The organism is Paraburkholderia sp. SECH2, assembly GCF_030464795.1.
GTDB lineage: Bacteria > Pseudomonadota > Gammaproteobacteria > Burkholderiales > Burkholderiaceae > Paraburkholderia > Paraburkholderia aspalathi.
Map to the genome: position 1 here is coordinate 170,802 of NZ_JALPRH010000012.1, position 12,764 is coordinate 183,565.

At 61.0% G+C, this 12,764-nt stretch carries 13 protein-coding genes; 8 read left to right on the forward strand and 5 right to left on the reverse strand.

What is annotated here, in order from left to right; all coding sequences use genetic code 11:
* Positions 1 to 23 precede the first annotated feature (23 nt).
* Both M0D66_RS20945 and pcaQ read right to left on the reverse strand, forming a co-directional pair.
* A complete protein-coding gene (locus M0D66_RS20945; RefSeq protein ID WP_093635016.1) occupies positions 24 to 1,157 on the reverse strand; it encodes a 4-hydroxyphenylpyruvate dioxygenase family protein in 1,134 nt (377 codons plus the stop codon).
* 283 nt (positions 1,158 to 1,440) lie between these two features.
* Positions 1,441 to 2,439, reverse strand: coding sequence for a pca operon transcription factor PcaQ (gene pcaQ / locus M0D66_RS20950; RefSeq protein WP_266211489.1), 999 nt, complete (start codon positions 2,437 to 2,439; stop codon positions 1,441 to 1,443).
* 107 nt (positions 2,440 to 2,546) lie between these two features.
* Here pcaQ and pcaH point away from each other — a divergent pair, with 107 nt between their 5' ends.
* Positions 2,547 to 3,251 (forward strand): protocatechuate 3,4-dioxygenase subunit beta, encoded by a 705-nt coding sequence (gene pcaH / locus M0D66_RS20955; RefSeq protein WP_211699754.1) that lies wholly within the window; start codon positions 2,547 to 2,549, stop codon positions 3,249 to 3,251.
* 3 nt (positions 3,252 to 3,254) lie between these two features.
* Positions 3,255 to 3,842, forward strand: a complete 588-nt coding sequence (gene pcaG, locus M0D66_RS20960) for a protocatechuate 3,4-dioxygenase subunit alpha (protein ID WP_200650888.1) — start codon at positions 3,255 to 3,257, stop codon at positions 3,840 to 3,842.
* Positions 3,843 to 4,034: 192 nt separating this feature from the next.
* On the opposite strand, the gene M0D66_RS20965 is transcribed toward pcaG, so the two are convergent.
* Positions 4,035 to 4,298 (reverse strand): H-NS family nucleoid-associated regulatory protein, encoded by a 264-nt coding sequence (locus M0D66_RS20965; protein ID WP_093635012.1) that lies wholly within the window; start codon positions 4,296 to 4,298, stop codon positions 4,035 to 4,037.
* Between the two features lie 460 nt (positions 4,299 to 4,758).
* Between M0D66_RS20965 and M0D66_RS20970 the strand changes: the two genes are divergently transcribed.
* The 3 genes from M0D66_RS20970 (at position 4,759) to M0D66_RS20980 (ending at position 6,402) form a co-directional block, all read left to right on the forward strand.
* Positions 4,759 to 5,394, forward strand: a complete 636-nt coding sequence (locus tag M0D66_RS20970) for a LysE family translocator (protein WP_093635011.1) — start codon at positions 4,759 to 4,761, stop codon at positions 5,392 to 5,394.
* Positions 5,395 to 5,687: 293 nt separating this feature from the next.
* The gene (locus tag M0D66_RS20975; RefSeq protein ID WP_007178877.1) at positions 5,688 to 5,891 is read left to right on the forward strand and encodes a cold-shock protein; all 204 of its coding nucleotides are present in this window, start codon (positions 5,688 to 5,690) and stop codon (positions 5,889 to 5,891) included.
* Between the two features lie 286 nt (positions 5,892 to 6,177).
* Entirely contained in the window at positions 6,178 to 6,402 is a 225-nt protein-coding gene (locus tag M0D66_RS20980) for a hypothetical protein (RefSeq protein ID WP_025495857.1), read from the forward strand.
* 93 nt (positions 6,403 to 6,495) lie between these two features.
* Here the strand turns inward: M0D66_RS20980 and M0D66_RS20985 are convergent, their stop codons facing one another.
* Positions 6,496 to 8,127 (reverse strand): acyl-CoA synthetase, encoded by a 1,632-nt coding sequence (locus M0D66_RS20985; RefSeq protein WP_266211490.1) that lies wholly within the window; start codon positions 8,125 to 8,127, stop codon positions 6,496 to 6,498.
* A 158-nt stretch (positions 8,128 to 8,285) separates the two neighbouring features.
* On the opposite strand from M0D66_RS20985, the gene M0D66_RS20990 reads away from it, so the two are divergent.
* Positions 8,286 to 9,032 carry a Crp/Fnr family transcriptional regulator gene (locus M0D66_RS20990; protein ID WP_211707691.1) on the forward strand — a complete coding sequence of 249 codons (747 nt, stop codon included), beginning with the start codon at positions 8,286 to 8,288 and terminating at the stop codon, positions 9,030 to 9,032.
* A 247-nt stretch (positions 9,033 to 9,279) separates the two neighbouring features.
* Positions 9,280 to 10,839, forward strand: a complete 1,560-nt coding sequence (locus tag M0D66_RS20995; RefSeq protein ID WP_093635007.1) for a methyl-accepting chemotaxis protein — start codon at positions 9,280 to 9,282, stop codon at positions 10,837 to 10,839.
* Between the two features lie 123 nt (positions 10,840 to 10,962).
* On the opposite strand, the gene M0D66_RS21000 is transcribed toward M0D66_RS20995, so the two are convergent.
* Complete coding sequence (locus tag M0D66_RS21000) at positions 10,963 to 11,316, reverse strand: transposase (protein ID WP_093635006.1); 354 nt, start codon at positions 11,314 to 11,316, stop codon at positions 10,963 to 10,965.
* Between the two features lie 329 nt (positions 11,317 to 11,645).
* On the opposite strand from M0D66_RS21000, the gene M0D66_RS21005 reads away from it, so the two are divergent.
* Positions 11,646 to 12,728, forward strand: a complete 1,083-nt coding sequence (locus M0D66_RS21005; protein WP_200617750.1) for a porin — start codon at positions 11,646 to 11,648, stop codon at positions 12,726 to 12,728.
* Positions 12,729 to 12,764 lie beyond the last annotated feature (36 nt).

Below are 12,764 nucleotides of genomic sequence, written 5' to 3' on the forward strand. Positions count from 1 at the left end.
GGTAAGCGGCAAACGGCAAAGCGTTAAGCGCCGGCTTGCTCGCGTGCCTGCGCCAACGCGCTCAGATTGCCTTCGCCGAAGCCGTGGTGACCCTGCCGTTGCACGATCTCAAAGAAGATCTCGCCGGCACCGCGCCGCACAAAGGTCTGAAAGAACAGCAGCGGCACGCCGTCGGCCCCAATCTCGCCGTCCACCAGAACGTGCGTGCGCTTGAGCCGCTCGACATCGAGCCCATGACCCGGCAGACGGGCATCGAGTTGTTCGTAATAGCGCGGCGGGGGCTCGACGAACTCGACACCGTTTGCGAGAAGTTGCTCGACGCACGCAAAGATATCGTCGGTGGCAAGCGCGATGTGCTGCACGCCTTCGCCCGGATGATCCGGCAGATAGTCGTGCATCAGATTCGTGCGGCGCGTGCCTTCTTCATACAAAGGCACGCGGATCGCGCCGCATGGCGACACCATCACGCGCGACTCCGCCGACACATGCCAGTTCGCGTGCAGCTCGTGAATCTCGCGGAAGTTGAGCAGGTCGCGATAGAAGTCGAGCCACTCCTGCATCCGGCCCTCACCGACTGTTTGCGTCAGATGATCGACCGCGACGAGACCGGTGCCCGCGTGACTCAGATCGGCGTGCGCGGTATCGATCTCGATCGGACGGAAGTCGATGTCAAAGATGGAGATGTCGCCGAGGCCGCCGCGCTGGCCGCCACGGCCGCGCCACCGGTCGACGAAATAGATGTGCGAATCGCCAATGCCCTGGATCGCCGGAATCAGCAACTCGCCCGCACCGAGGCGTTCGCCTTCGAACGCCCATGCACCGAGTTCGATCGCGCGGTCGAAGGCGCGCTGCGCGTTGGCCACGCGAATGCCGATCGCGCAGATGCCGGCGCCGTATTCCTCGGCGTAGCGCTCGGCAAACGAATCCGGCTCGGCGTTGATCAGGAAATGCATCTCGCCCTGGCGATACAGCGTGACGTCCTTGCTGATATGGCGCGCAATTGCCTTGAAGCCGAGTTTCGTGAAAGTCTCGCCGAGCGCCTTCGGCTCGCGCGAGGCGAACTCCACGAATTCGAGGCCGGCGGTGCCGAGCGGATTGTGCTCAGGCGCCGACACGGCGCGCAGCGCGGCGTCTGGAGTGGGCAAGTCGCTGGGCATGGCAATCTCCTTGTGCAGGCTTTCTTACGCTGTTGCGCGTGTTCGTGATGTTTCTGCTGTTCGGTGCGCGCCGTCTTTCACCTGCAGTGTGACACCGCATGCGTGGTGTGCCGCGGCAATGCGGCCCGAGACGGCTTTTGCATCGTGTTTGTACACCGGGTGACGGGGCGTTCGCAAACTTTATTTTGTACTGGATGGTTCACGCGGGGAGAATCGGGCCGCGGCGGGCGTCTATTGCGTCTACTGCGCCTCCCGCATCTCCCGTGCCGCCTGGCGGCGTGCCTTAGGTCCTGGACATGCCGCCGCGGCTGCGCCTGGACGCACGTTTGACCGCAGGCTTGCCGGCGGCGGCCGTCATGCGCAGCTGGGCAACCTCGCGCACGGCATCGATAAACGCCCGTCCCACCGGTGACGGCTGCGTGTCCGAGCGCCGGATCAGCCCCACAGGTTCGCCGGTGCCCGCGAACGGCAAGGGCAAACGCACCAACATGCCGTGCCCCAGTTCATATTCGACGGCGCTCAGCGGCACGAACCACACCGCGTCATTCTCCAGCGTCAACGCACGCCCCGTCGATACCGACAGCACTTCGACAAACCCCGACAACGGCGGCACGCCCCACGCGCTCAGCAGGCTTTCAGCCGATTGCCGAATCAGCGTGCCGAACGGCGGCAGCACCACCGGAAAATCCTCCAGCAACGTGGCCGGCAAGCCGGCCCCCAGCGCCAACGGATGCCCGGCGCGGACCACGGCAATCAACGGCTCGCTGAAAAGCTGCTCGAAACTGAGCCCGACCATCCGTTCCGGGTCCGCCAGACGCCCGATCGCGAATTCGATCGTGCCGGCCTTCAAACGCTCGAGCAATTCGGGGTTGGCGCCTGTGGCAAGGCGCACGATCACGCGCGGCCAAAGCGCGGCGAAGCGCTTCAGCACCGGCGGCACCAGCGCAGCCGCGACGGTCGGCAGAATGCCGATTTCGAGCGTGGCGGCCGCCGCGCCTTCCGCGCGCGCCAGCAGGTCCACACCCTGTCGCAACGCACTGACGCAGGCGCTCGCATGCGGCATGAAGAGTTGCCCCTCGCGGGTCGGCACGGCGCCGTGGCGGCCGCGCTCGAACAGCTTCACGCCGAGAATCGCCTCCAGTTCGGCAACCGTCTTGGAGACGGCGGGCTGCGTAATGGACAGGCTTTCGGCGGCCCGCTGCACGCCGCCGAACTGGGCGACGGCCAGAAAGCACTGGAGATGACGGAATTTGACGCGGCTGTCCGCGAGGCTGCGTTGCATAACGGCAGGTTATACGAAATGGGCGAAAACGTCATTTTGCATAACCTCTCAGGTTAGATAAAGTCGCTCCATAAAGCCGTATCCCACAATTCTCGAAGGAGACACTGATGGACGATTCCTTTCTCACCGCGCGCGACTTCGCGTCCCACCCCGCCTACGTGTACCCCGGCTACGGTTCCTCGGTCAAACGCGGCCCGACGCGTCCGCTGATTCCTCTGAAGGAAAAACTGCGCGACCAACGTGTACCGGTTTACGGCACCGAGGACCTCGGCGCGCTCGATCACGATCTGACGCGCAATGCGGTGCGCAACGGCGAGCCGCTCGGCGAGCGGATCATCGTGACAGGCCGTGTGCTCGACGAGGGCGGCCGCCCGGTGCGCAATACGCTGGTTGAAATCTGGCAAGCCAACGCTGCCGGCCGCTATGTGCACAAGAACGATCAGCACGACGCGCCGCTCGACCCGAACTTCCTCGGCGCAGGCCGCTGCATCACCGACAACGAAGGCCGCTATCGCTTTCTGACGATCAAACCGGGCGCCTACCCCTGGGGCAATCATCCGAACGCGTGGCGTCCGAATCACATTCACTTCTCGCTGTTCGGCGAGCATTTCGGCTCGCGCCTCGTCACGCAGATGTATTTCCCCGGCGACCCGCTGCTGGCCTTCGACCCGATTTTCCAGGGCACGCCCGAGCACGCACGCGACCGCATGATTGCGGGCTTCTCGCTCGATACGACGCAGGAGGCCTATGCGCTCGGCTACGACTTCGACATCGTGCTGCGCGGCCGCAACGAAACCCCGATGGAGCGCTAAGCCATGACGACCCTCAAGCAAACGCCTTCGCAAACGGTTGGACCGTACTTCGCCTACGGTCTGTGCCCGCAGCAATACGACTTCGCCTTCAAGAGCCTGTTTACGCCGGTTCTGGCCGACCGCGAAGCGGCCGGCGAGCACATCACGATCGTCGGGCAGGTGTTCGACGGCGACGGCAAGGTGATCGGCGATGCAATGCTGGAAGTGTCGCAGGTAGACGCGCACGGCCACTACCCGGAATCACGCGAGGAAATCCTGAAGACCGGTTTTCGCGGCTTCGCCCGCGTCGGTACGGGCACCGATCCGCTCCAACGCTTTGTCGTTGAAACGGTCAAACCCGGCCGCGCAAACCCGGACGAAGCGCCGCATCTGAATGTGATTGTGACGATGCGCGGCATGCTGCTGCACACCTTCACGCGCATCTATTTCGAGGACGAAGCCGAGGCTAACGAACGGGATGCCGTGCTGGCAGCGGTTCCAGCGGACCGGCGTGACACGCTGATCGCGCGCCGCGAGCCGAACACGGCCAATGTGTACCGGTTCGACATCTATATGCAGGGCGACAAGGAAACCGTGTTTTTCGACCTGTGACGCAGATTTTCTATACTTTCATAAAGCTTTCACATACACTGGAGATGATCCGTCTAGCGACTGGATCGCGAAACTCCGAGTAGGTTAAGCCCGCCCCGCGCGGGCTTTTTTTTGGATGCCGAATCAATTGGCCGAACGCGATATCGTGCAGCCACGCAGGAAAACGATTGGCAGAAAAAACCGCGGCTCCGCTCAACAACGGAAATGGTCGATGTTCTGCCCAGCGTAGATTGCGCGCGCCAGCCAATCCGGCTTTTCGCCATGACCGTCCCACGTATTTCCGTAGGCATCGCGATACATCACGGCGCGGACTGCGGCTTTGTCGGCTTCGATTGCTTCAGCAAGCGCTTCAATCGTAATGCCGTATTCGTCCATACGTCGGCGGATCCACACGATCAGGCGCTCACGCGCATTCCCGTCGAGGTCGAACAGCCGTTGTTCCTCTCGCTCTTTCATAACGTACCGGTTTCGCGGCTGATAGTGCTCGCGTTTGAAAAACAAAAAGCTTCGCAAAACAACGCGAAGCCTATGCGTAAATCAGATGGGTTGAGTGCAAATCGAACTTGCGACGCCTCTCCCGATGCGTGGGAACTCGCATCAGGGGTCATGCCCAATAAATCCTGGATTTAGGGGAATTCGTCGGCAAACGGCTCGAATCGCGCCCGATCGGCCTTGGTGTTCCAAGGCTGCTTTAGCGTATGGGAGGGCATTCTAGCATCCAATTTCCGCTGCTTGCAGCAACTGATTGCCGGCATTCGATGGCGAGCTTACTTGGTCATTCGGTTGGTGTTCTTTAGCGGCTTTTTCGATTCTTATTGGGTCTTTAATGGGTCTGTTGGCTCTGGCCAAAAACAAAACCGCGCCTTCCCATGCTATGTTTCACTGACCGCATCCCGCCTGTAGGAGACACGCAAAAATGCCCGCTTCGACCGCCATCGTCACGATCCTGGCCGCACTGCTGCTTGGTGCCATGAGTCCAGGACCAAGCTTCGTTATCGTTGCACGCAATGCAATCGGACTTTCGCGCGGCGACGGCCTAGCGACCGCAGCAGGCATGGGCATCGGCGGTGTGTTCTTTAGCGGTATCGCCTTACTCGGCCTATACACCTTGCTGGCGACAGTGGAATGGCTGTACGTCGGCTTGAAAGTGGCCGGCGGCCTTTATCTGATCTACCTCGCGTCGAAGATCTGGCGCGGTGCGGCCAAACCGCTCGCGTTCGATGCTGCGCAAGCCGCCGCTACCAACGTGCGCAAATCCTTCTGGATCGGTTTGAGCACACAACTCAGCAATCCGAAAACAGCGGTCTACTACGGCAGTATCTTCGCGGCCCTGCTTCCGCAACATCCGCCGCTGTGGTGCTACTTTGCATTGCCCCCTGCGATCTTCGCCATTGAAGCCGGCTGGTACACCGTGGTCGCGTTGTGCTTTTCGAGCAAACGTCCGCGTGAAATCTATCTGCAGTGGAAGGCCTGGATTGATCGCGTCGCTGCTAGCGCAGTTGCCGCGCTTGGATTACGCCTGATCCTGACGGCGCATAAAGTGGGCATCTGAAACAGAAATTCCGCTCGACTGGCTTGTCGTGTCGCGCAACGCGGCAAGCCAGTAACGAGGGCGGCATCGCGGCGCGTCGAGCGTATGCAAGCACGACCCATAACAAAACAGTTACAAGATAAGTGTTGACGCTGGCATGCCCGACGGTTACTGTGGCACCCGAAGTTCAAGAAGTTCGATTGCTGTTCATCAATGTCTCGCTCCTCAGCGGTATTCGTTGTCCTCTCCCTCCTTGACCCTTCAAGCGCTCCTCAACCGAGCAAATTTTTCTATTTTTTACTCAAGGATTCTTCATGGATACCGGTACCGTTAAGTGGTTCAACGACAGCAAAGGCTTTGGCTTCATCACCCCGGACAAGGGCGGCGACGACCTGTTCGCGCACTTCTCCGAAATCAGCGGCGACGGCTTCAAGACGCTGGCTGAAAATCAGAAGGTGAGCTTCGAAACGAAGCAAGGCCCGAAGGGTCTGCAAGCGGCTAACATCAAGCCGATGTAAGTTTGAAGGGCTCGGTGTCCGGCAACGGACATCGGGCTGCAGCGACATCCTCGCGGAGCTTTGTCTCCCACAGTTGGCGCGATCGCTTTTAGCTGCATATATTGTTCAGCTAGCCTAAGCGCCAAACGCCTCGTTGCACCTCATTCTCCCCTCTGGCTTTAACGCCCTTTTTTAGCTTTCCGACTGCGTTTGGATTCGGCTCGCAATGGCTTGAATCGGCTCGTCCGCGTGACCCGTATAACGGCTCGCACGGCAGGCGCGCACTCGAACATTATTAAAATATAAAATGCAAAACAAACATATTCATCATTACAACGGCTATGCCGTCAAACCCTCGGCGCATCGTTTGCCCGACGGTAGCTTCTCATCCAACCTGTTGCTCGAACGCGCTGATAGCGCACGTACCGAAGGGCGCTACCAGTTCTATTCGCTCGACTACTTCCCGAACGAAGAACAGGCACTGCAGCACTCGGCACGCTGGGCACGACGCTGGGTCGACACGCGCGGTTAAGCGCTTGTCGAAGCTGATGCGCGCGGAACCCCGCGCTTGCATCGTTCAGCACCCATAGCGCGCCATTCGGCGCGCTAGACCATCGCGCGCGGTCTATTCGGTCTGTTCCGCCTTGATCCGCGCGCGCAGTTCGAACTTCTGAATTTTTCCCGTCGACGTCTTCGGCAATTCGCCGAAGCGCACCGCCTTTGGCAACTTGTATCCCGCAAGAAACAGCCGGCAGTGCGCGATGATCTCTTCTGCGCTCACCTGAGCGCCCTCCTTGAGCTCGACGAAGGCGCAGGGTACCTCGCCCCACTTCGGATCGGCCATCGCCACCACGGCGGCAACCGACACCGCAGGGTGACGGTACAGCGTGTCTTCGACCTCGATGCTCGAGATGTTCTCGCCGCCCGAAATGATGATGTCCTTGCTGCGATCGCGGATACGGATGTAGCCGTCAGGCATCCGCACGCCGAGGTCCCCGGTATGGAACCAGCCGCCGCGGAAGGTCGCTTCCGTGGCGCGCTCGTTCTTCAGATACCCCTTCATGCAGATATTGCCGCGGAACATGATCTCGCCGAGCGTTTCGCCGTCGTCAGGCACGGGCTCGAGCGTGTCCGGATCGACTACCGTTATGGCTGCCTGCAAGTGATAACGCACGCCTTGCCGCGCGTTCATTTCGGCGCGCGCGTTGTCGTCGAGCGAGTCCCATTCTTCCTGTTTTGCGCAGACAGCAGCTGGTCCGTACGTCTCGGTGAGTCCGTATACGTGCGTCAGATCGAAGCCGATCTCCTTCATCTTCGCGATCACCGCCGGCGCGGGCGCCGCGCCCGCCACCATCGTCGACACGCGATGCGTGATGCCCTCACGCCATTCGACGGGCGCATTCGCAAGCGCGCTTTGCACGATCGGCGCGCCGCAATAGTGCGTGATGCCTTCGCGCCGAATCAGTTCGAATACCGTCTTCGCGTCGAATTTGCGTAGACAGACATTGACGCCGGCACGCGCGGCAACGGTCCATGGGAAACACCAGCCGTTGCAGTGAAAGAGCGGCAAGGTCCACAGGTAAACCGCATGCTTGGGCATATCCCATTCGAGGATATTGCTGAGCGCATTCAGATACGCGCCGCGATGGTGGTAGACCACGCCTTTAGGATCACCGGTCGTGCCCGAGGTGTAGTTCAACGCGATGGCGTCCCACTCGTCGGCGGGCAGGGTCCAGGCGAACTCGGGGTCGCCGGTTTGCAGGAATGCTTCGTAGTCGGTTGCGCGGATGAACTTGCTAGCGTCGGCGGGCATCGCGTCGGCCACGCTGATCACGCGCAACTCGGGGAATTCCAGCGCGGCGCGGTGCGCCAATTCGCTGTACTCCGTATCGACAATCAACGCCTGCGCCTCGCCATGACGCAACATGAACAGCAGCGACGACACGTCGAGCCGAGTGTTCAATGTATTGAGCACGGCGCCGGCCATCGGCACGCCGAAATGCGCTTCTATCATCGGAGGAATATTCGGCAGCAAAGCGGCAACCGTGTCGCCGCGCTCGATGCCGGCCTGCCGCAACGCGCTGGCCAGACGCCGCGCGCGCTCGTAGGTTTCGCGCCAGTTGCGGCGAATCTCCCCATGAACGACCGCCAGCCGCTCACCGTAGACTTCCGCTGCGCGTACGATGAAATCGATGGGCGTCAGTGGGACATAATTGGCCTCGCGCCGCTGGAGGCCTTCTTCGAACATGTGCATCATCGCTTTGTCTCCTGAGGCGCTGGCCGCGCCGTCGATTTTTCTGATTGATGAGCTAGCCTAGCAATTGTCATGGTGAACTGTCTGTCATTCAAATGACAGAGTGGCGCGCCCTGGCTCCATTCAACCAACTTCACTCGCCTACGCACCGCTTGCTGCTTATGGATGACGCACCGTTTACCGCCGTCGCAGACTCCCGCCCGCACCGGCCTGAACGGGTCCCGCGCGCCGATCTGCCGCGGCTATTCGGCACCTGCGCGTGGTTCAGGGCGCTCGCCGCCGAGCACCAGGCCATGATCCTTGCCAGCGCGCACGCGGAGCGGCTGGAAGGGGGCGCATGGATCGCGCGCCGCCAGGAGCCGTCAGACTACTGGATCGGCGTCCATTCCGGCCTCATCAAACTCGCCATCTACAACGCCTCGGGACGCAGTTGCACGCTCTCCGGCGTGCCGCCCGGCGGCTGGTTCGGCGAAGGCAGCGTGATCAAGCGCGAATTGCGCAAATACGACGTGGCCGCCATTCAGCCTTCGCTCGTAATGTTCGTGCCATCAGAGACGTTCCATGCGCTGCTCGAATCGAGCTTGCCGTTCACCGGCTTCGTGATCCGGCAGTTGAACAACCGCATGGGCGAATTCATTGCGTCGATCCAGAACAGCCGTCTGCTGGATGTCGACGCGCGCGTCGCCCAGTCGCTCGCGCAACTGTTCAATCCCGACCTATACCCCGACACCGGGCGCACGCTGGCCATTTCGCAGGAAGAAGTCGGCCTGCTGGCAGGCGTGTCGCGGCAACGGATCAACCAGGCACTGCAAAACCTCGAAAGGCTGCAGATTTTGCGCCTCTCGTACAACCAGATCGACGTGCTAGACCTCGAACGCCTGTCGGCGTTTGGTCAGGAGCAGATCTAGGGTTAGTACGGGCGCCCAGTTACCCGCTGCAGTTTCCCGCGGTTTTCTACGGGCTTGACGCCACTTTCCCCGATTTTCCTCAACGTTCCCTGTATTTCATCGGCCGCATCAGGCCGGACGCACACGTTTCAGCCAGCAATTTCGGACGCCGGAATAAAGAATCCACAGCAACAGCCGTTATGCCGGCTATGCAACGCAGATTGCAGCCCGTCCCTATTCCGAGTTCAACGTATTGTCGAAACCGATAATGAACCGTCTGACACTAAAACAGAAATTGTGGGTGCCGATACTGCTGTGCTGGGCAGCCCTCCTGATCGTGACCGTTGTGAATGCGTTCGATGCACGAAACGCTCAAATGGACGCACGGCGCGCGGACCTGGCCGACGTCACCGACATGGCGGTGTCGATCGTCGCGGACTACGCGAAGCAGGCCGACGCGGGCAAGCTCCCGGTCGATGAGGCCAAACAGCAGGCCATCGCCCGCATCACTGCGCAGCGTTACGGCGCATCGGGCTACGTGACGATCGTGCGCAGCGATTCGGTGATGGTCGCTCATCCGATGAGTCCGAAGCTGAACGGCAAGGACATGAGCAGCTTCCGCGACGCCAAAGGCAATGCGCTGTATCACGACATCGCGCAGGCAGGCGGCTCGGCGAGCGGCGCAGGCTATCTGCGCTACTGGTGGCCGAAACCCGGCGAGACGGTACCGAGCGAAAAGATCGGCTATGTGAAGCGCTTCGGCCCATGGAACTGGGACTTTATCGCCGGCGCCTATATGGATGACATCCAGGCGCAGCTCTACGCGACCCTCGCGCGCTCGGCCGGCATGCTGGTGCTGCTGGGTGTGGTGGTGTCGTTCGTGGCTTCGCGGGTCGTGCGCAACGTATCGCGGTCGATCGGCGGAGAGCCTTCCGCGGCAGCGGCGATTGCCATGCAGATCGCGCGCGGCGATCTCGCCACTCACATCGACCTGCGTCGCGACGACACGTCGAGCCTGTTGTTCTCCCTGCGCGAGATGCGCAATCAACTGGCTGCGACAGTCGCGCGGATCAAGACGTCCGCCGAAACGATCACGATCGCCTCGAAAGAGATTGCCGCGGGCAACCTGGATCTGTCGAGCCGTACCGAAGAACAAGCCGCATCGTTGCAGCAGACCGCCGCCAGCATGGACGAGCTCACCAAGACCGTCACCCAGAACGCCGACAATGCCGCGACCGCGTCAGAACTCGCAGCGGATGCGTCGAACATTGCCGCGCGTGGCGGCGATGTCGTCAACGACGTGGTCGAAAAAATGGCCGGCATCACCGATAGCTCGCGCAAGATCGGCGAGATCATCAGCGTGATCGAAGGCATCGCCTTCCAGACCAATATCCTCGCGCTGAACGCCGCAGTAGAAGCGGCGCGCGCCGGCGAGGAAGGCCGCGGCTTCGCGGTCGTCGCGGGCGAAGTGCGCAATCTCGCGCAGCGCAGTGCGACGGCGGCCAAAGAGATCAAGGTGCTGATCCATCAGTCCGTCGCGCAGGTCGGCGAAGGCTCGACGCTGGCAGGCAAAGCCGGCAGCACGATCAGCGAGGTGGTCGACGCCGTGCGTCGCGTGACGGCGATCATGAACGAGATCTCCGCAGCCTCGAAAGAACAGAGCTCGGGCATCGGCGAAGTCAATCTCGCGATCCGTCAGATGGACGATGTGACGCAACGCAATGCCGCGCTGGTCGAACAGGCAGCGGCTGCGGCCGGTTCACTCGATGAGCAGACCGAACGTCTGCGAAATGCGGTTGCAGTGTTCAAGGTCGAAGAGCATGCGTGATTGAGCGGCGCCTTCGATCAGCACTTTCATGCAGCATGACCAAAGCATGCGATTGAAAAGGCCGTCATCCGGTAACCGGATGACGGCCTTTCTGCTTGTTATGCCGAAACGGTCCTGATCCTGCTACGCAGTGCGCGGGTAGCCCTTGCGAGTGACAGGCCGTGTCAGCATGGCATCGGTATCGAACAACGCAAAGGCGATATTGGCCAGCACCCCTGAATTCTTCCAGCGCAAATAATAACGATGCGCGGTCTGATAAGGCGCATAGCGGTCGGGCATGGCGTGCCACGGCTTGCCCGTGTGCAGCACCCACAGCACGCTGTTCACCACACAACGGATGTCGATGCTGGGACGGCCACGCCGAGGGCCGTGGTCCTTCATTTCAGGCAGGAGCGGCACGATGAGATGCCATTGCTCGTCGGTGAGATCCTGAATGGCCGGCGAACGAGCCAGCGGGTTTGAAGCGGGAGTATCCATGCAGTAAGAACGCGCACCTGCAGCACACGTGCTAGCGTCGCCGCGAAAAATGTCTATAACTCAATCGTTTCAGACTACCGCAAGCGCGCTGTCGCGAAAGTCAACTATTGTCAGAGTCCTGTGCATAATTGTTAGAAATCGCAATACGTTATTGCGCCAATGGATTAATGGCGCAGTGGAGGTGGTGGTCTATCATCGGCGCGCCCGGCGCGTAGCGAGCCTGCGCGTCGCGACCGCGAATGAAAAATCCATAACCACACACAGGAATTCCAGTGAGACAAGTAAGACTCCTCAAGACCGCCGCACTCGTGAGCGGTGCAGCCCTCGTCATGACGGCCGAGCAGGCCTCCGCGCAGAGTTCGATCACGCTGTATGGCGTCGCCGACGTGAGCGTGCGCTATCTGACGAACTCGAATGCGAAGAACGACGGGCGCCTCTATATGAGCAACGGCGCGATCACCAACAGCCGCTGGGGCCTGCGTGGTTCGGAGGATCTGGGCGGCGGTCTGAAGGCGATCTTCGATCTGGAAAGCGGTATCAACCTGCAGGACGGCTCGGCCTCGGACAGCCAGCGGCTCTTCAATCGCAACGCCTATGTCGGCCTGAGCAGCCAGTACGGCACGGTAACGTTCGGCCGTCAGAAGACGCCGTTGTTCGATCTGCTGGGCGACACCTACGATCCGCTCACGGTCGGCAACTACGCGGAGAATTCATGGCTGCCGGGCGCGCTCGGCGCCGGACTTTACGCGGACAACGCCGTTAAATACACCGGCACGTACAAAGGCCTGACCATAGCTGCGATGTACTCGTTTGGCACCAACTCGGAATCGACGGGCGTCGGCGGGTTCTCAGGACAGGTGCCGGGTCATCTCGGCGCGGGCAATATGTACGGCTTCACGCTATCGTATGTGGCCGGGCCGCTCAGCGTCGCGGCCGGCGTGCAACAGAACAGCGACAACAGCAATCACAAGCAGACCATCTTCAACGCAAACGCGGTCTATGCGTTCAACTCCGCGAAGGTGTACGTCGGCTATCTGCATTCGAAGGACGACACAGGCTTCGTGGATAGCGCTCTGGCGCAGCAAACGCTCGTACCGGGCGTCGATATCCTGAAGGGTTCGGGGCGCGTCGACAACGGCCCGTTTGCCGGCGTGACGTGGCAGGCCACACGCACTCTCATGCTGACTGGCGCTGCGTATTACGACCACATGTCCAATGCGGCGATCGGCAACGGTCAACTGGGCAGCGGCAATCGCTATACGTTCGTGGCACTGGCCGAGTATGCGTTGTCGAAGCGCACCGAGGTGTACGGTACGGTCGATTTCGACAAGGTGTCGGGAGCAGCCTCGGTCGAATTGCCGGGCAAGAACAATCAGACCGGCGTTGCACTCGGTCTGCGTACGATTTTCTGAGTACCGCACGGTACGTGCAGGGTCCAGCCAGGCGCG

Bases quoted from the DNA above. Each gene is read 5' to 3' on its own strand.
- M0D66_RS20945 (WP_093635016.1), bottom strand. From the start codon at position 1,157: ATGCCCAGCGACTTGCCCACTCCAGACGCCGCGCTGCGCGCCGTGTCG.
- pcaQ (WP_266211489.1), bottom strand. From the start codon at position 2,439: ATGCAACGCAGCCTCGCGGACAGCCGCGTCAAATTCCGTCATCTCCAG.
- pcaH (WP_211699754.1), top strand. From the start codon at position 2,547: ATGGACGATTCCTTTCTCACCGCGCGCGACTTCGCGTCCCACCCCGCC.
- pcaG (WP_200650888.1), top strand. From the start codon at position 3,255: ATGACGACCCTCAAGCAAACGCCTTCGCAAACGGTTGGACCGTACTTC.
- M0D66_RS20965 (WP_093635012.1), bottom strand. From the start codon at position 4,298: ATGAAAGAGCGAGAGGAACAACGGCTGTTCGACCTCGACGGGAATGCG.
- M0D66_RS20970 (WP_093635011.1), top strand. From the start codon at position 4,759: ATGCCCGCTTCGACCGCCATCGTCACGATCCTGGCCGCACTGCTGCTT.
- M0D66_RS20975 (WP_007178877.1), top strand. From the start codon at position 5,688: ATGGATACCGGTACCGTTAAGTGGTTCAACGACAGCAAAGGCTTTGGC.
- M0D66_RS20980 (WP_025495857.1), top strand. From the start codon at position 6,178: ATGCAAAACAAACATATTCATCATTACAACGGCTATGCCGTCAAACCC.
- M0D66_RS20985 (WP_266211490.1), bottom strand. From the start codon at position 8,127: ATGATGCACATGTTCGAAGAAGGCCTCCAGCGGCGCGAGGCCAATTAT.
- M0D66_RS20990 (WP_211707691.1), top strand. From the start codon at position 8,286: ATGGATGACGCACCGTTTACCGCCGTCGCAGACTCCCGCCCGCACCGG.
- M0D66_RS20995 (WP_093635007.1), top strand. From the start codon at position 9,280: ATGAACCGTCTGACACTAAAACAGAAATTGTGGGTGCCGATACTGCTG.
- M0D66_RS21000 (WP_093635006.1), bottom strand. From the start codon at position 11,316: ATGGATACTCCCGCTTCAAACCCGCTGGCTCGTTCGCCGGCCATTCAG.
- M0D66_RS21005 (WP_200617750.1), top strand. From the start codon at position 11,646: ATGACGGCCGAGCAGGCCTCCGCGCAGAGTTCGATCACGCTGTATGGC.